10 protein-coding genes, 2 rRNA genes and 3 pseudogenes are annotated in these 18,315 nt (G+C 44.0%); 12 read left to right on the top strand and 3 right to left on the bottom strand.

Annotation, left to right across the window (positions count from 1 at the left end; genetic code table 11):
• Nucleotides 1-898, bottom strand: an 898-nt coding sequence (locus Q0174_RS00415) for an ankyrin repeat domain-containing protein (protein ID WP_298040855.1), incomplete at its 3' end; no start/stop codon positions are given.
• A 65-nt stretch (nt 899-963) separates the two neighbouring features.
• Here Q0174_RS00415 and Q0174_RS00410 point away from each other — a divergent pair.
• From Q0174_RS00410 to Q0174_RS00370, 9 genes and pseudogenes are all read left to right on the top strand, one after another.
• A pseudogene (locus tag Q0174_RS00410) lies at nt 964-1,302 on the top strand (S-adenosylmethionine:tRNA ribosyltransferase-isomerase); the annotation flags it as partial.
• 671 nt (nt 1,303-1,973) lie between these two features.
• A 23S ribosomal RNA gene (locus tag Q0174_RS00405) occupies nt 1,974-5,408 on the top strand.
• Nucleotides 5,409-5,829: 421 nt separating this feature from the next.
• Nucleotides 5,830-5,946, top strand: a 5S ribosomal RNA gene (gene rrf / locus Q0174_RS00400).
• A 1,137-nt stretch (nt 5,947-7,083) separates the two neighbouring features.
• Nucleotides 7,084-7,323: pseudogene (locus Q0174_RS00395) on the top strand (helix-hairpin-helix domain-containing protein); the annotation flags it as partial.
• 695 nt (nt 7,324-8,018) lie between these two features.
• A complete protein-coding gene (locus tag Q0174_RS00390; protein ID WP_298040853.1) occupies nt 8,019-8,405 on the top strand; it encodes a hypothetical protein in 387 nt (128 codons plus the stop codon).
• Between the two features lie 796 nt (nt 8,406-9,201).
• Nucleotides 9,202-10,401, top strand: coding sequence for an OprD family outer membrane porin (locus Q0174_RS00385; protein WP_297960598.1), 1,200 nt, complete (start codon nt 9,202-9,204; stop codon nt 10,399-10,401).
• Between the two features lie 75 nt (nt 10,402-10,476).
• Complete coding sequence (locus Q0174_RS00380; protein ID WP_298040851.1) at nt 10,477-11,052, top strand: cytochrome c; 576 nt, start codon at nt 10,477-10,479, stop codon at nt 11,050-11,052.
• A gap of 10 nt (nt 11,053-11,062) precedes the next feature.
• A complete protein-coding gene (locus Q0174_RS00375; protein ID WP_298040849.1) occupies nt 11,063-11,605 on the top strand; it encodes a DJ-1 family glyoxalase III in 543 nt (180 codons plus the stop codon).
• Nucleotides 11,606-12,018: 413 nt separating this feature from the next.
• The gene (locus tag Q0174_RS00370; RefSeq protein WP_298040847.1) at nt 12,019-12,180 is read left to right on the top strand and encodes a hypothetical protein; all 162 of its coding nucleotides are present in this window, start codon (nt 12,019-12,021) and stop codon (nt 12,178-12,180) included.
• A gap of 21 nt (nt 12,181-12,201) precedes the next feature.
• Here the strand turns inward: Q0174_RS00370 and Q0174_RS00365 are convergent, their stop codons facing one another.
• Nucleotides 12,202-12,897, bottom strand: a complete 696-nt coding sequence (locus Q0174_RS00365) for a hypothetical protein (protein ID WP_298040845.1) — start codon at nt 12,895-12,897, stop codon at nt 12,202-12,204.
• Between the two features lie 244 nt (nt 12,898-13,141).
• Between Q0174_RS00365 and Q0174_RS00360 the strand changes: the two genes are divergently transcribed.
• The 3 genes from Q0174_RS00360 to Q0174_RS00350 all read left to right on the top strand — a co-directional run bounded on the left by Q0174_RS00360 (nt 13,142) and on the right by Q0174_RS00350 (nt 16,153).
• Nucleotides 13,142-13,888, top strand: coding sequence for an SDR family NAD(P)-dependent oxidoreductase (locus tag Q0174_RS00360; protein ID WP_298040843.1), 747 nt, complete (start codon nt 13,142-13,144; stop codon nt 13,886-13,888).
• A gap of 16 nt (nt 13,889-13,904) precedes the next feature.
• Complete coding sequence (locus Q0174_RS00355) at nt 13,905-15,599, top strand: Na+/H+ antiporter NhaC family protein (RefSeq protein WP_298040841.1); 1,695 nt, start codon at nt 13,905-13,907, stop codon at nt 15,597-15,599.
• A 302-nt stretch (nt 15,600-15,901) separates the two neighbouring features.
• Nucleotides 15,902-16,153, top strand: a complete 252-nt coding sequence (locus Q0174_RS00350; protein ID WP_298040839.1) for an EexN family lipoprotein — start codon at nt 15,902-15,904, stop codon at nt 16,151-16,153.
• A gap of 1,477 nt (nt 16,154-17,630) precedes the next feature.
• Here Q0174_RS00350 and murI read toward each other — a convergent pair.
• Nucleotides 17,631-18,269: pseudogene (gene murI, locus Q0174_RS00345) on the bottom strand (glutamate racemase); the annotation flags it as partial.
• Between the last annotated feature and the right edge of the window lie 46 nt (nt 18,270-18,315).

The raw sequence follows: 18,315 nt of genomic DNA, 5'->3' as shown, positions 1-18,315 counted from the left end.
CTTTGTTCTTATCTAAGAGCTTTACTAGCTCCAAGTTATTCCCATAGCAAGCATTCATAAGGCAGGTGTTCCCATCCTTATCCGTAACATCGGTAGTAGCTCCTTTTTCTATAAGATAGAGAGCAGCAGGCAGGTCTTGACGACGTGCTAAGTAGTGTAGCGCTGTGGCACTCTTATAATCGGTAGCATTAGCAGAAATTTTCTGGTTCTCAATCAAATATTGATATACTTCGATGGGATTATTGGGCTGGCGCACTACTCCTTCAGCTGCCATAGGTAAGGCTTGGGGGGTGGCTTTTACCTTCTTACGCAAGGTCTTAAGCAAGTTTACATTGCCTTTTCGAGCAGCATAGTCAAAGGCAGTAGCCCCACTAAGGCTTGTTTCTTTGAGCTTGAGACCTTTACTTACAAAGTATTGAGTAAGAGAGAGTTTGTCATCATCGAAGGCAATAGCCTTCATTAGAATTGTTTCCCCTTGGTCATATTTTGCTTTAGGGTCTATTCCAGCCCTAAAGAAAGCTTCATATAGCTTAGGATTCGTATTGCCGAAGAGCGCTGCAAAGGTAATAGGGGTATAGCCTTTGCTGTCCTTGGCATGAATATCACTACCTTGTTCCAATAGGTAGTGGATGAGTTCTACAATCCCAGCGCTTGCTGCCCAAAAGAGATAAGTACGTCCGTCATGGGTGGTTTTTGTCACGCTGTTGCCCTGTTGTTCTATCAGATAGATAGCTGTGGGGGTAGGCACTTTGCCAAGAATAGCTAAAGAAGGCGCATCAAAAGCAGCTTCATTGAGAGCCGAAGGGCTATTGCCTGCTTCTATGGCAGTTTTTACTTGGCTGATAGTAGTGTTTTCGTTCCAAAAATTACGATCAAAGAATACATTTTGCTGACTCATGGCAGATATACTCACCAAAAGCGCTATAACAGAGAATAACTTTTTCATGAGATAGTGAAAAATATAAAGTGCCTGAAGAAACAGTTAAAATTGTAAATGATGCAAAGAAAAAAGGAAACAGAGTCATTGCAGTGGGAACTACTTCTGTAAGGACACTTGAATCTTCGATTAATGAAGAGGGGAAGCTTGTTTCAGGAGAAAGTGAAACGAGCATATTTATTTATGGAGATTATAAGTTTAAAATAGTGGATGCGATAATTACTAACTTTCATCTGCCTAAATCCACTTTAATAATGCTTATATCAGCTTTTGGAGGGAAAAAATTTGTATTTGATGCCTACCATGAAGCTATAAGAGAAAAATATAGATTTTACAGCTTTGGAGATTCAATGTTTATATATTAAAAAACGAGCCGTGTGCTCGTTTTTTTTGTATGAAAGAAGTCTAAATGTAGAGATGGGGCGTCTCTATTAGACAGTTATTTATATCACATATATGTATATTTGTCAATATTCTAAACAAATTCAAATATTTTATGATTTTGATTAATATTTTTTTATTTTAATTTTTATTTTAATAAAATTTTTCTTGATTTTAGTTTTAATAAAACAATTTTACAGGACTTGTTAAAGCTTTGGTTATTCGAAGTGATGCCAAGCCTTTAGCCTTATTATGTTATCCAAAGCTAAAAGCTAAGATCAATACACGCTTATAGAGCTTAACTTACTTTATAAGTTTGATCTCTTTCCGTCTTAATTCGAGTTAATCAAATACTATAGAATAAATTTAACGCATCGGTTTTTATAAGGATAGGGTATATTTAAAAGCTCTTATCCGTAGACCAAATGCTTAGTTAGATCGATTTTATCTTTAGCAAGGAAGTAATGCGAATTAGAATATATAAATAAATCTAATAACTTCTTTACCGATTATGATCCAAAATCAAGCTTTAGAATTTGCTTCAATGGAAATTTTACAGCAACGCCGAAAGCGTTGCTGTGCTTTAGGTGGGTCGAGGGAGCGCTTGCGCTCCCCGTCGGAGCAAGAGCTTTGCTCTTGTGAGAAGTACTAAAAAAGGTAAGCTACTAAGAGCGAACGGTGGATGCCTTGGCTAGTAGAGGCGATGAAAGACGTGCCAGACTGCGATAAGTCTCGGGGAGCCGTCAAGGGGCTTTGATCCGGGAATTTCTGAATGGGGCAACCCAATACATAGCGATATGTGTTACCATTAATGGGGCCAACGCGGGGAACTGAAACATCTAAGTACCCGCAGGAAGAGAAATCAATAGAGATTACGCCAGTAGCGGCGAGCGAACGCGTAAGAGGGCAAACCACTAGTTTACTAGTGGGGTTGTAGGACCGCAACATAGACTAGGATCTGATAATAGAACAATCTGGAAAGGTTAGGCATAGAGGGTGATACTCCCGTATATGAAATCACATCCTTACTTAGCGGTATCCTGAGTAGGACGGGACACGTGAAATCCTGTCTGAAGCCGGGTCGACCACGATCCAACCCTAAATACTACTACTAGACCGATAGCGTACAAGTACCGTGAGGGAAAGGTGAAAAGAACGGCGGTGAGCCGAGTGAAATAGAACCTGAAACCGTTTGCTTACAATCATTCAGAGCACTATGCTATACTCTTTAAAATTAATCCAGCTTGGCTTTTTAGCCCTTTTTTATGAAACTGCGACTGCGGCAGCCGAATCTGGCTAGCCTTGCCTTGTTTCATAAAAAATCATCTAAAAATCCTGCGCATTTGAAATTCTAAATTTTAAATCTAATAAAATTCATCATAAATGACACAAGTAGAATTTTATGGTCTAAATTTTAGAAGTAACGATTAGCGATTAGTTTTAATGAGTATAGCAGTGTGATGGACTGCCTTTTGCATAATGAGCCTGCGAGTTGTGGTGTCTGGCGAGGTTAAGGAAACCCGGAGCCGTAGCGAAAGCGAGTCTTAATAGGGCGATTAGTCAGATGCTGCAGACCCGAAACGATGTGATCTATCCATGAGCAGGTTGAAGCCGGTGTAAGAGCCGGTGGAGGACCCAACCGACGGCCGTTGAAAAGGCTCCGGATGACTTGTGGATAGGGGTGAAAGGCCAATCAAACATCGTGATAGCTGGTTCTCTCCGAAATATATTGAGGTATAGCGTCGTGTAGTAGTTATAAGGGGTAGAGCACTGAATGGGCTAGGGCATACACCAATGTACCAAACCCTATCAAACTCCGAATACTTATAGCGTAACCACGGCAGTCAGGCGGCGAGTGATAAAATCCGTCGTCAAGAGGGAAACAACCCGGACTAACAGCTAAGGTCCCCAAATCTCATTTAAGTGGAAAACGATGTGAAGTTACTGAAACAACCAGGAGGTTGGCTTAGAAGCAGCCATCCTTTAAAGATAGCGTAATAGCTCACTGGTCTAGTGATTTTGCGCGGAAAATATAACGGGGCTAAAATGAGTACCGAAGCTTTAGACTTGCACTTAATCATTTATACTTGGCTTGGCTTTTGAGCGTCTTTAAATGAGCTCGTAAAAATAAATGCTCACGAACTATAGTTCGCTCCGCTTTATTTTTACGTCGTAACATTTAAATCCATCTCAAAACAAGTGAAGCGCTTTTTGCGAAAGCAAAAATGTTTCTTTGAAAATCCTGCGCCATCTTGAGTTCAAATTTGAACTAAATGTCTTAATCTAAAATTTTATAAATTTTAAATTTCTTAGAATTTTAAAATTCAACGAAGTATAAAGCAAAGAGACAAGCCTAAGAAAAGTATAAATCATTAAGTGCAAGTGGTAGGAGAGCGTTCCAATCAGCGTCGAAGCCGTACCGGTAAGGAGCGGTGGAGCGGTTGGAAGTGAGCATGCAGGCATGAGTAGCGATAAAATACGTGAGAATCGTATTCGCCGTAAACCCAAGGTTTCCTACGCGATGCTCGTCATCGTAGGGTTAGTCGGGTCCTAAGCAAAGTCCGAAAGGGGTATGCGATGGAAAATCGGTTAATATTCCGATACCGATATCAGTGTGCGACGGAAGGACGCTTAAAGTTAGTGGAGCTAGCGGATGGAAGTGCTAGTCTAAGGAAGTAGGTTGAGTTATAGGCAAATCCGTAACTCTTTATCCGAGATCTGAAAGGCTTCTGACGCTCTTCGGAGTAGATGAAGAATCCATGATACTATCGAGCCGAGAAAAGTTTCTAAGTTTAGCTGATATCGCCCGTACCGTAAACCGACACAGGTGGGTGGGATGAGTATTCTAAGGCGCGTGGAAGAACTCTCTTTAAGGAACTCTGCAAAATAGCACCGTATCTTCGGTATAAGGTGTGCCTAGCTTCGTTAAGAATTTACTTCGTAGGCGAAGAAGGTTACAACAAAGAGTCCCTCCCGACTGTTTACCATAAACACAGCACTCTGCTAACTCGTAAGAGGATGTATAGGGTGTGACGCCTGCCCGGTGCTCGAAGGTTAATTGATGATGTTAGCTTACGCAAAGCGTCTGATCGAAGCCCGAGTAAACGGCGGCCGTAACTATAACGGTCCTAAGGTAGCGAAATTCCTTGTCGGTTAAATACCGACCTGCATGAATGGCGTAACGAGATGGGAGCTGTCTCAAAGAGGGATCCAGTGAAATTGTAGTGGAGGTGAAAATTCCTCCTACCCGCGGCAAGACGGAAAGACCCCGTGGACCTTTACTATAGCTTGACACTGCTACTTGGATAAAGATGCGCAGGATAGGTGGGAGGCTTTGAGTCGTAGATCTCGGTTTACGATGAGCCATTGTTGAGATACCACTCTTCTTTATTCGGGTAGCTAACTAGCCTAAGTTATCCTTAGGTAGGACAATGTCTGGTGGGTAGTTTGACTGGGGCGGTCGCCTCCCAAAATGTAACGGAGGCTTACAAAGGTTGGCTCAAAGCGGTTGGAAATCGCTTGTAGAGTATAAAGGCAAAAGCCAGCTTAACTGCGAGACATACACGTCGAGCAGAGACGAAAGTCGGTCTTAGTGATCCGGTGGTTCTGTGTGGAAGGGCCATCGCTCAAAGGATAAAAGGTACCCCGGGGATAACAGGCTGATCTCCCCCAAGAGCTCACATCGACGGGGAGGTTTGGCACCTCGATGTCGGCTCATCGCATCCTGGGGCTGTAGTCGGTCCCAAGGGTTGGGCTGTTCGCCCATTAAAGCGGTACGCGAGCTGGGTTCAGAACGTCGTGAGACAGTTCGGTCCCTATCTGCCGTGGGCGTAAGAAGATTGAGGAGAGTTGACCCTAGTACGAGAGGACCGGGTTGAACCGACCACTGGTGTACCGGTTGTTCTGCCAAGAGCACCGCCGGGTAGCTAAGTCGGGATGCGATAAGAGCTGAAAGCATCTAAGCTCGAAGCCGACTCCAAGATGAATCTTCTTTTAAGAGCTCTAGTAGACTACTAGTTTGATAGGCCGGATGTGTAATGGATGAAAGTCCTTTAGCTGACCGGTACTAATAGCTCGTTTGCTTATCTTTTAAGCATTACTTCCTTGTTAAGGATAAAATTGATTCCTAATTTTTCACTATGCTTCGTTAAACTTCGCTGCAGACTTCGGTCACATACCATACGTATGCTCCTTCGTCTTTGCTCGTTTGCCTCGCCTAGCAAAAAATTAGTTCTCAATTCGAAATAGTAAATTTTTACTATACCTTATCAACCTTTGTTTTTATAAAACAAGATCTGACTTTAACGATGAACGCAGTGTTAAATAAGAGATTATAAAAGATATCCGTAATCTATGATTAATCCAAGTTAGATTACGAAGTATTTTTAAATATGAGGCGAATAGACAGGAACGAGTAAAGCAGCTCATGCGCTACGCGGCTAAAGCTCGTAACGTATTCGCAGTATATAATATTACTATCAAACAATAAAAGCAATCTCTTATTTAACACTGCCTGTGGCTATACAGACGAGGAAACGCCTTGCTCCATCTCGAACCAAGAAGCTAAGCTCGTCCTGGCTGATGATACTATCCGTTACTCGGACGGGGAAAGTAGGTCGCTGCAGGCTTTGTTAGAATCTCATAACTTTCCATACAATTTTCAATTTAAATTCTATTCCGGCATCTTTAGCTTATCGCTTTTTTAGCCAATAAATATTGCTTGATAAATTTAAAATTCCATAGCCTTTTTAGAATTTTAGAACCTTCTGCAAATACAAATTTTAAATCTAGCTCTCCGCCACAATACAAAATCTCAAAACTCTGCATTAAATTTGACTTATATTGAGCGAAAAATGATACGGATTGAAATTTTTCTATAATACTTGCTTGTTCGTATCGTTTTTAATACTGTCCTGTTGCGTTTGCTTTTTAACTTCTATGGCGCGATCTTTATTTCTAACCTCTACAAGCCTCATTTATGATTTATACGTTCGTTCGTTTTTAATACATTACCGCGCTTTTATATCTAAATTATAAAGCCGCCGGCGCTTATAAAGCTTTCGTATAATTTAAACTAGATGCCAAATAAAGCTTGGCAAGCACTGTTACTTAATATAATGAAACGTTCTATAAGCAGATAAAACCCTATTAAAAATCAAGCCAAGAAAAAGCATGTCCTACAAAAGCAAGCTTACGAATGCAGCTAAATTTTATTAAGATTGCTCGTATAGCTTTGTACGTAAAGTATCCGTGCCTTTCACAGCACCAGTATCCCGTCGCCATATGCGTATAGTCTCGCACGTAAAAAGCCTCCGTGCGCGGTAAGGTAGGACTAAATTTCATAAATATCGCCGCTTAGTCTTTTGCATGATTTAAATCCAAATCCCGTTTCAATGCTTGCGGTATTAAATTTAATATATCTAGCTTTATCCTTTTCGGTCTCCAAAGAGGAAGCAAAAAAGGCGCTATTAAATTTAATCTATCTAGCTTTATCCGTGCCTATCTGCTTTTTAAGATCAAGCTAAAATTTAACGTATTTATTTAATAAAACGATCGAAGCAGATAAAATTTCAATATATCCACTTAAATTTTATCTCCCTTTAAGCCTGCTGCAAATATAATCCTTACCGTATTGCAAGGTGGCGTAATAGCTATGGGCGGTATATCCATTCTAAAGCATAGACATTGGATAGGTATGCAAAAGCCTCAATGCTAATAGACGTTTTATTTGGCAATACAAATATCTCAACCTCAAAGGACTTTTAATGAAAAACCTATTTAAATCCGCACTATTTCTATCGCTTCCTGCATTTATGCTAGCAGCAGTAAATTTAAACACCGCGAGCAAAGAAGAGCTTATGGCACTTCCCGGTATCGGAGAGGCAAAAGCTCAGGCTATCATAGATTACCGCAAGGATAATAAATTTAAAGATATCGAGGATATCAAAAACATTAAAGGCATAGGCGATAAGAGATTTGAGCTTATTAAAGATGATCTTGCCGTAAGCGGACAGACCGACATAAGCGATCTAAAATCTGCCAAGAAAAAAGCAAGTAAAAAAGCCAAAGATACCGTAAAATCCACTAAGGCTAAGGCAAATGCCAAATCAGAAAAGATGCAAGAGAAAATGGATGATAGCATGGATAAGGCTATGAATGAGGATGGTAAAGTAAAAAGCTCTACGGCTAAGTTGAAAGACGAAGCTAAAGAAGGGGGATCGTCTAAGGCTAAAGGTAAGAGGGGCAAGAAGGGTAAGAAAGAGTAATAATTAAGAGGTAATGGAAAAAAAGAGAGAGAGGGAAAGAGTTTCTTTCCCTTCTCCTTTTTTTGCGTCCTTATTTTTTGCCTCTTTCTTTTCTATCCTTTTTGCTCATAAAATTTTTGGTATGACAGCTTTTTGCGCATCGTATAGAGATTACGGCAAAATAAGAGTCATGGACCGAAGTTCTTGGTTATCGAGCTACGAATTCCATATACCAAGACCCGAATTCCGCATATATGAATCGGGCAAAATTTCAAATTTTATTAAATATCCTTGATGGGATTAGAACTTTTGCTGATAGCTAGGTGGAAGGAATTGCTTTAAATAAAACGGCCAAGAATTCACTCAAATTCTATTCTGGCTGCATTCAAAAAAAGCAAACTTTAAGCCCAAACCTACTAATCTAAAAGTTTAAATTTTGCAAATAAGGATACTGAATGAAAAATTTCATATTTTCCGCACTTTTGGCTCTTGGCTTCGTAGGCTGCGCCGTAAGCACCGCTCCGACGCCTGCAGGCAACTTACGCTCGCTCAAATCCGAGATCGTAAACTACACTCGCCAAAGCTCCACAGCTTACGTCTATACGTTTAAAGACCTATCCAGCGGCGAGCTCTACACCGCTCACGCAAGCAGATATTATGCGGCTGCGGGAGATACTGCCTACATAAGTACCGCTTCAGGCGCTATTACCGATATGCGAATCATCTCGCGTAAGGCAGGCTCTGCCGCTCCACGTGCTTACGACATCGGCAAAATCGAGACCAAACAAATGCATAAAAACGACGCTATTGCCGTACCAGAGAGCGAAAATATCAGCTTTTAATCCTACGCGATTTTTAGTCGCTGCGCCTTTTAAGGTAGGCGTGCCTGCTTTTTAATTCGTGATGAACGCTTTTTGTGTTTGCTCTCTACTCTTATGAAGGCAATGGTTTCTGTTTTTAATCTAGTGGACTTGCGCGATTTGCTTGCACTTTAAAGTCCGCTGATTCTTTATGCGATTGCCTGCATAAATTTTATATTTTATAAGTTGTGGAATTTTATATTTCACAAAATTCTGCGCTGCACATCTTGCTTATATGGCTCGGTTAGCATTTCATATCCACTTGCTTTCGCGCTTAAAATTCCTTGCTGCATAGTGCCATTTTGTCCGTAAATTTTATATTATAGAAATACAGCTGGCGCTAGAATTTTGATTGCGAAATTCTTATAAATTTTCTTTCTCGTAGTTTTTCGCGCACTGCTCGTTCTAAGTGCCGTATTCTCCGCCGATAAGATGTCGCGTAGATATTTTTAAAACCCACGCTTTGCAAATTTTGTGTCTTGAAATTTCATTCATAAAATTTTGTATCGTAAAATTTTATCAAATTTCTCCCGCATGAAAGAGGTGTTGCCGTCTGTTTACCGCAGCCTGATATAATCCCCACATCGAAATTAGAACTCCTTTCAATAATCGGCGAGACCTGTGTGGGTCTCGCTTTTTTTATGCCCGTTAAATTTGGATTTTCGGTAAATGCTCGGTAACAATTTGGTAAAATTTTAGTATTTTTCAGCATATTTTAAGCATATAATTTGTCATTTTGTGCTACTATTGCGCTTACAAACTTTTAAAGGAGTTCAAAATGAAACTAGTTAAACTTAGTTTAGCGGCAGCAGTCGCTGCAGGTGCTCTTGCTATGAGTGCAAGTGCTGTTCCGTTAGAGGAAGCTATCAAGGACGTGGATCTAAACGGATACGCTCGTATGCGATATACCCATGATCACCTTAAAAATGAAACAAATAGCAATAAGGGCGTTTGGGAATTTAAATCAGAAGTAGATTTCAAAGCTAAAATCGATGATAACTTCTTTGGAGTAGTGGGCGTTAGGTTCTTGGATAGAGATAATGGCGAGTCGCTTTCTTCTTCAAATAGCCAATATCATGGTGCACAAAATCCAAGCGACAAAGATTCTGATTTCGATATCGCTAAAGCTTATTTAGGATACACTATCGGCGGTACCACTATTGCAGTCGGTCGTCAGGGCATAGGTTCGTTCTTTACCGATGATATGTATGGAGACGGTGTTAAGATTACTAGCACCGATATCGAGGGCTTGACAATTAGCGGCTTTTGGATGGATTCTTTAGAGAATGATGGAGATATTTCAAGCCTTGATTGGGGCGCAGCGGTAGATAATAAACTAACTACTGATCATAATCTATACGGTATAGGATTTATGGGCTCATACGATCCAGTGTCTTTCCAGCTATGGTATAATGCTCTAGAGGACGTAGCACAGCTTTTCGCCGCAGAGTTAGCTCTAAACTTTGATATCTCTGATGATTTTAATCTTGGCGTAAAAGGTCAGTATGCATTCTCTGATTTTGACGGTGATTATAAAGATGCGGGTGCTAGTGATGCAGATTTCTGGGCTGCAGAAGCTAATGCTGGTTTCTTTGGCGTTGATTTAGCTGCAGGTTATTTAAAATTTGAACCTGATGATAAAGATAAAGTTTCTTTTGTATCTTTTGAAGATCAAGGCTCTTTCATCAGCCCAGGTGAAGAGTTACTAGATTATAGAAACTTTACTGGCGAGAACCACTACTGGTATGTAGTAGCAGGCTATACTATCCCTGATACTGGTATAAGAATCGGCGCTGATTACCTAGACGGTAAAGCAGATGGCGATAATGCATATGAGGTAGTAGGTAGAATTTCTTATAAATATAATGAAAAGCTAAGCTTTAAAACTTGGTATTCTCATTATAAGATTGACGATGCTGCTGGTGGTCTTGATGAGAAAAAAGATCGCATCAGATTTGAGGCTAAATACAGCTTCTAATTATTTACCTTATACGGGTAAAATTAGGGCGAAGCTTTTGCTTCGCCCTTTTTAAATTTTAAATCAAGGTTTTCTATGAAAATTTTTAAAATTTCTTTTTTAGCATGTTTTTTTGCCTTTAATTTAAATGCTGCGGATAAAGCAAGCGATGACACGTATGTATTCGAAGCCAAAGGTGAGTTTGCCAAAGAGCTAAAATCCCTGATCGAAAAGCATTCTAAAGATGAAAATGTAACTGTAAATATCTACAAAAACGCTCCGGTCGCAGGCAGTAAAACCCATAGCGGCAAGGTAAATCGAAATATAAATTTTTTAAAAGAAAGAGGTGGAGCTATCTTTGCTGAGAAGTGCGCTTCATGCCACGGTGAAAGCGGGCAGAAGCGAGCTTACGGCGCGTCTCGTAAGATCAAAGATCTAAGCGGTAAGGAGATCGCAATGGCGATTTCGCAATACACCACAGATCTAAGCTATGGCGGCAAGATGAAAAATATCATGCAGTCTATCGCCGCAAAGACGAGTGCTACGGAACTAGGCTACATTATTGCTTATCTAAAAGGCGACGATTCGTTCCTATACGATAGCTCGTCTAGTAGGAGTACGAATACTGAAATTTCGACCGCCCCGAGCGAGCAGGGCTCATACCTAAAATAAAGGAGCGTAGATGAAAGTAGCGATCGTTTTGGCAAACGGTTTTGAAGAGATCGAGGCGGTAAGTTTGATCGATATTTTGCGCCGCGCGGAGATCGATGCAGCATCCGTGGGGCTGGATAAGAAATGCGTCTGTGGTGCGCACGGCGTAGAGATGATCGCCGATGAAATTTTAGACGATATAAAAGTTTCGGAATTTGATATGATCGTTTTGCCTGGCGGCTTGCCTGGAGCCGAAAATTTGGCAAAGAGCGAGAGGCTGGGGCAAGTACTGCGCGATTTCGATGCAAATAACACAAAAATTGGCGCAATATGTGCCGCTCCATGGGCACTAGCCACCGCGGGTGTGCTAAAAAGCTCTTACACTTGTTATCCAGGCTTTGAAAATCAGATCGCTCACCCAGGCTATACGAATTCGGCGAATGTCGTAAAAGATCAAAATATAATGACTTCGAAAGGTCCCGCTACTGCGATGGAATTCGCGCTGCAAATCGTCCGCGAGCTAAAAGGCGAGCAGGTTTATTCCAAGCTAAAATCCGATTTACTTTTTAAATAAAATTTCAAGTGAAGGCCGATTCTAACGCGCTTTATTTTGCCATTTGTAAAACGGGGCGTGCTGATTTTGCTGCGCCTGAGGGCTGTAAATTTTATCTCGTTCTACACGTATAATATAGCCACAATATTTATTCTGAGTATCCATAAACGACGAATGGAATTCTCACAACCCAAATTCTAAATCGAAAAACGCAAAAGACTTTGTGCGTGACAGATGGAATTTTATTGGAGCTAGTCGCTATTGAAACTAAACCTTACCGTCGCGATGGCGTGAAGCGCAAGTATGAAGGATATTTTGGGCGTAGGCTCTCAAAAGGATACTCAGCTGAATAAATTTTAGTGCGGCACCTTCGCGATGCACTCGCCAGCTGAAGCTAACAGATTGCGCAAAACGTGCTAAACAAGGGTATCGGCGTGATCAAAAATGATAAGATCACGCTGGATATAAATTTGATCAAAAAGCGACGTCGATGTATCAAGAGGCAAAACGGCGCAGTTTTTGAAGGTTTTGTCGGTAAAGCTCAGATCTATCGGGAAGCAGATAAGCTTGTAGCGCGCGACGAAAGTGCCATTTAGAATTCCTAAAAAGGATAAAATTTAGTGCTTCTTTAAAATATCGTCGTTTAAAAATGCCGCGTTGCTTTGTATCGTTTTGATAACGCGGTCTTTAGAATTTTGCGTTTTGTCAGGTGTGGGTCTGTGTGCGATCAAATTTACGCGCCCGATTTTCGCCGTGAAATAAAAAATCCCCAGTATCGTCGCGTTTAGAAATACTCCAAAATATATCCGTTCTAATCCCCATATCCCTATGCTGGCGGCATGAATGGGCACAAAAATTATCACGACTAAGATCGGATAATAATCCGAAATTTTATTTTTGGCAAGGATTACGGTCGTAACGATGGCGTATGCGATGAGCGTAAAAGGAGAGATAAGCAAGAGTGCAAAAAGCGCGTTTATGCGCTGATAATCTTCGTGCCCGATTAAGACGCAAAAACTACAAAACGCGAGCGTTATGAGAAAAAATAAAGGTAAAATCCACCGCGTTTTCACGTCGCGCCCTTTAAGTAGCGATAAAAAGAGTAGATGAGAACCCAGCGCAATACAATAATAATCAAATATAACCGATGAGCTTAGAAACGTGAGCGGTATGGCGAGCAGCGTACCCGGTCCATCAAAATATATCCCACTAAACATGAGCCACGTGATAAAGAGCATAAAAGCATATTTCAGACCCGCATAAATGGCGCAAACACAGATACTAACGAGGATAAATCGTATAAATTTGCTCATTTGCCTTTTTCCTAAATTTAGGTAATTATAGCAAACCGCGACAAACAAACGACGCAAAATTTTAATTTAGCCCGTGCGCTCGCCGAATCCGCTGCCTATCGCGAGCTCGTGCGCGCTCGAAGTACGCCCAATGTCTTCGTATTATTTCATCCGCACCAGTGCCGCAAGAACAAATTTCATAAATTCTAAATCCGTTTTGCGTTATCATTGCGCTAAATTTAAAATTTTACGCAAAGGAGATCATATGAAAAATACGGCATTCATCACGGGCGCTACGAGCGGCTTTGGCGAGGCGATCGCTAGGGCGCTTAGCGCGCAGGGCTATAAGATCATAGCACTCGGGCGGCGCAAGGAGCGGCTACAGAAGCTAGCCGGCGAGCTAGGCAATACGCACATTATCGCCGCGGACATTCGCGATAAAGCTGCGGTGTTTGATGCCGTAAGCGCGCTGCCTGAAAATTTCAAAGACGTCGAGGTGCTCGTAAATAACGCGGGCCTTGCGCTCGGACTTGAGGGGATCGCGCAGACGCCCGTAGAGGATTTGGAGACGATGGTCGATACGAATATCAAAGGCGTGCTGTATTCGACCAAGGCGGTGCTGCCGCTGATGATCGCGCGCAAAAGCGGCTATATCTTCAATCTTGGCTCGACTGCGGGCACATGGCCCTATCCGGGTAGCCACGTTTACGGCGCGAGCAAGGCGTTTATCAAGCAGTTTAGCCGTAATATCCGCAACGACTTGCGCGGCACCGGCATCCGCGTGACGGAGATCGCTCCTGGAATCTGTAAGAGCGAGTTTAGCGAGGTGCGCTTTAAAGGCGACGTAGCGCGTGCTGCGGCCGTGTATGAGGGGGTCGATGCGATCCTGCCAGAGGATATCGCGCAGATCGTGCTAAGCTGCCTAGCGATGCCGCACCGAGTCAATATCAACGTCGTAGAGGCGATGGCGACGCAGCAGAGCTGGGCTGGGCTTTTTATCGAGAAGCATTAAATTTTAAGGCGAGAAAATGAAAAAAATTATATTACTAATGTTTTTATCGGTTGCCGCGTTTGCGGTGGATGACGCGACCAGGCAGCATAATGCCGAGCTATTCGGCATCTGGACGCTGGTGCCGCCCGTCGTGGCGATCGCGCTTGCCTTTATTACCAAAGAGGTGATTTTATCGCTTTTCATCGGCGTTTTTAGCGGCACCTATATGCTTGCAGTCGTCGGCAACAATCCGATCTCCGCGCTTGTGGGCAGCTTTACGGATCTGGTCTCGCGCGTGGTAGGCTCTATGGCTAGCAAAGGCAACGCGGGCGTGCTTTTGCAGGTACTTTGTATCGGCGGCGTGGTCGCTCTGATTAGCAGGACGGGCGGCACGAAAGCCGTGGCGCTTTGGATTAGCAAGCGCGCCAAAACTGGCATCTCAGCGCAAATTTCAACATGGGTTATGGGTCTTTTCATATTTTTTGACGACTACGCAAATGCCCTGCTCGTAGGCCCAGTCATGCGGCCAATCACCGATAAATTTAGAGTTAGCCGCGAAAAGCTCGCCTTCATCATCGACGCTACCGCCGCGCCGATTGCGGGTATCGCGCTAATTTCTACCTGGGTAGGTCTTGAAGTCTCTCTGATAAGAGCGGGGTATGATCAGATCGGCGCGCAAAACGTAAACGCCTTCTCGATCTTCGTGCAAACCATGCCGTATCGCTTCTACAATCTTTTCATGCTCGCTTTCGTGCTTTACGTGGCGTTCATGCGCAGGGATTTCGGACCGATGCTTTCGGCCGAGAGGCGCGCTGCGGCGGGCGAAATTCACTCCAAAAATTCTAACATCGCCGAGCTAGAAGATAAAACGCTAGAGCCCAAAGAGGGGATCAAGCCGCAAGCTTCAAACGCCGTTATCCCGCTTATAGTGCTAATCTGCGGTGCGTTTGCGAGCTTTTATTTTAGCGGGTTAAGCAAGCTTGAGGGCGATGCCCTCGCGGCCGCAAAAGCCTCTCCGCTAAGCTTTGCGACGCTTCAGGCAACCTTCGGCAACGCAAACTCGTCGGTTGCACTTTTTCAAGCAGCGCTTCTTGCTACGGTCGTGTCTATATTTATGAGCGTTTACCGCAAAATTTTTGACGTCAGAGAGGCGATCTCTACGTGGATCAAGGGGTGGAAGACGATGATCGTCACGATCGTGATCTTGCTGCTTGCCTGGTCGCTCAGCTCAGTCGTCAAGGAGCTCGGCACGTCGCGTTATCTAGTCGATATGCTAAGTCAAAACACGCCGAAATTCTTGCTGCCGGTAGCGATTTTCGTGCTGGGCTCGTTCATTAGCTTTTCGACGGGCACGAGCTACGGCACGATGGGAATTCTAATGCCGCTAGCCATACCTTTGGCAAACGCCGTGGGGCTACACTACGGGCTTTCGGGCGACGCGCTTCACGCCTATATGATCGTAAATATCTCTGGCGTGCTAACCGGCGCGATTTTCGGCGATCACTGCTCGCCGATTTCGGACACCACGATCCTTTCGTCGATGGGTGCGGGCTGCGATCATATCGAGCACGTAAAGACGCAGATGCCTTACGCTCTATCCGTCGGCGCGGTCGCCGTAGTGGCAGGCTATCTTCCCGTAGCGCTAGGGCTTAGCGTCTGGATCGCGCTGCCGATGGGGCTTGCCGTTACGTGGGCGCTCGTGCGATTTGCAGGTAAAAAGATAGAGGAGTAGCTCCCGCAAATTTTAAATTTGCTTTTAAATTTTGAATTCCGCAGCGATGCGGAATTCTACTGGGCGAAATTCTAATCTGCCTTGCGGAATTTTACTCTGTAAAATTTCGTCGCGCTAGTAAAATTTTAAAATGAAATTTCAAAAAACGCGAGTAAATTTTAAAAGCTGAATTTTAACTAGCCGCGTTAAAACGGCGCGTGCGCCTGCAATTTAAAATTTTTAAAGTAAACGGGTAGTAAAATACCGATAAATTTCAAACAAGGAGAATGAAATGAAAAATCCCAAAATGTTCCTCTGGGGGGGTGTTAGCTGCTTTATTAGTTGGTTGCGGTGACGATACTGAGGTAAAGACCAAGGAGTATTACGACGCTCATCTTGACGAAGCCAAAGAGGTTTTAGCGAAGTGTGATTTCAATACTTTAAAGGACGGAAGCAACTCCTATAAAAATTGCGTGAACGCTAAGGAAATCGTAGAATTTTATGCTGATCAACAGAAAATGATGGGTAAAGAATTTGTAAAACAACAAAGAGCCAAGAGGGGGCTGAAAGATTAATTAGATTAAAATTGCAATAAATTATTCCCCTATTAATACATTTTAATTTACTCTGCGCCTTCGGTGCAGGGTAAATTAGACTCTGCGCAGCGCTGAATTTTGCGGTATAAATCTCGCCCGCGAAACGATACGGCGCGAAATCTTGCTTTACGGATTTTGGAATTTCAAATTTAAAGCCTGCAAGTTTTTGGCTGGCGCAGAAAAGATTTGCGGGCTGCGCGGCGCCTTGAAATTTAATCATTTTAAAATTTACGCCGCGTGGCTAGTCTAAATTTCACTCGGCGGCGATAATTCGTGCGGCGCGAGGCAACTCCTAACATACGGCGATCTCGGCTTACGCTATTAAATTCAAAGAAGCGACGGCGTCTTTCTCGCCCTATGCTGCTTCAAGTCGTACGGCGGCGTTGTGCGTTAAATTTTAAATTTATGTGCCGGACAGCGGAAGGCAGCATTTGCCCCGTAAAATTTTAACTTTCGCGCACCGGACGACGGCTAGGTGCCATTGCTCACATGCTGTTGCGAAGCTGCTTCTAAATCATCAAGCCGAGTTAAATTTTTTAGCGCGCCGAAATTTTAGTCTATGCGGCGCGATTTACGAAACGGCGAAATTTTGAGTCTGCGCTGCGATTTATAGCGCATCAAAATTTTAACTTGCGCAGAGCAATCCACCACGTATCTAAATTTTAAGTCGCGTAGTACGATCCGCGATGAACAGGAATTTTAATTTGACGTGATTTATGACGCACTGGAATTCCAACCTGCGCTACGGATCTACGACGCACGGACGCGTAGCTTAGTCGATTGCTCGCATCGCATCGAGCCGCTTTAAAAATATCTCCACCTTGCGCAACTGCGCCGCATTTAGCGCCCTGCCCGAGCAAAAATACTCCACGCTGTTGCCGTTTGGATAATTCACACGCGAAATACCCGCCTCTTCGCTTCGCGGCTCAAATTCTAAGGACAAATCCGCGCCGCCTCGAGAATAAAGCTTGAACTGTGAATTCGCATTTACGGCGCGTGGCGACATGCGGCATTTGTCTTCGTCGCACTGCTCTACGCCGCGAGCATTGCCCGCCAGCTTACCGTCGCGTTCGCGGATTGCGCCCAGCTTGCCCGTTTGCGAATTTGCGTTAAATTTTATATCGCCGTCTGCGTCAAATTTATCCGCACAAACCTGCGATTTTATGTCGCGCGAAGTATCCATGCCGCAGCCGCGCTCATCCGCGTTAGAAAACTCATCATACCCCACTACGCCGTTTTTTATGGTGCCGCACGACACTGCACGAAGTCTGCTCATACCTTGCTCTATCATATCGGGCTTGCTCTCGCCGCAACTTTCTGTGTCACGCCCGCCGCCCCTATTATCGCGACTTTCTACGCCCCGCTTGTTCTTGCCTTTTATGCTCTCGCTGCTCGCGTTAAATTTAGCCGTTTGCACCCACAAATCCTCGTCGCTTGCAAGCTTTAGCCCTCCACCCAGCTCGCTTGCAAGGCGATTTAGCGTGCCGTCTATGCCGTCGATGATGCGTACGTGAGACGGCAAAATTTCGCGCAAAACGTCCTTAAAATAGTTAAAATGCGTGCAACCAAGCACGAGCGAACCGAGGCGCTCAAGCTCAAATTTAGCTAGTTCCTCCCGCAGATACGCCCGAACCACAGGCGAGTCAAACTCCAAATCCTGCGCAAACTCCACGAGGCGAGGTAGCGGCAGGCTCCACGTCTCGCACTCCAGCCGCCCCACGAGGCGCGCGAGCTTTTCGCCGGCGATCGTTAGCGGCGTGGCGATGAGCAGCGTCGGGCGCGCGCCGAAGCTGTCCGCGGCGAGCTTGACGGCGGGCTCCATGCCGATGACGGGCACGCTAAATGCGCCGCGAAGCTCCGAAATAGCCGCGCTCGTGGCGGTATTGCAAGCAACGACGACCGCGTCCGCGCCGCGTGCGACCAGAAACCCGACGGCATCGAGGCTCAGCCGCACGATCTCGGCCCTACTTTTCGTGCCATATGGGACGTGATCCTCGTCGGCAAAATACAAAAACTCCGCCCCGCTAAACCGCCGCAGAGCCTCGGCTAGCACGCTTAGCCCGCCGATGCCCGAGTCAAAAAACGCTATTTTCAAATTCTTAGTCCAAGGTTAAAATTTCAAAAAAGGGATTATAGCTCAA

Origin of the sequence: uncultured Campylobacter sp., assembly GCF_937996225.1 — a bacterium.
GTDB lineage: Bacteria > Campylobacterota > Campylobacteria > Campylobacterales > Campylobacteraceae > Campylobacter_B.
The sequence above is the reverse complement of the archived record's forward strand: the minus strand, read 5'-3'. Positions and strand labels throughout refer to the sequence as shown.

Bases quoted from the DNA above. Each gene is read 5' to 3' on its own strand.
- Q0174_RS00375 (WP_298040849.1), top strand. From the start codon at position 11,063: ATGAAAGTAGCGATCGTTTTGGCAAACGGTTTTGAAGAGATCGAGGCG.
- Q0174_RS00365 (WP_298040845.1), bottom strand. From the start codon at position 12,897: ATGAGCAAATTTATACGATTTATCCTCGTTAGTATCTGTGTTTGCGCC.
- Q0174_RS00385 (WP_297960598.1), top strand. From the start codon at position 9,202: ATGAAACTAGTTAAACTTAGTTTAGCGGCAGCAGTCGCTGCAGGTGCT.
- Q0174_RS00380 (WP_298040851.1), top strand. From the start codon at position 10,477: ATGAAAATTTTTAAAATTTCTTTTTTAGCATGTTTTTTTGCCTTTAAT.
- Q0174_RS00355 (WP_298040841.1), top strand. From the start codon at position 13,905: ATGAAAAAAATTATATTACTAATGTTTTTATCGGTTGCCGCGTTTGCG.
- Q0174_RS00390 (WP_298040853.1), top strand. From the start codon at position 8,019: ATGAAAAATTTCATATTTTCCGCACTTTTGGCTCTTGGCTTCGTAGGC.
- Q0174_RS00360 (WP_298040843.1), top strand. From the start codon at position 13,142: ATGAAAAATACGGCATTCATCACGGGCGCTACGAGCGGCTTTGGCGAG.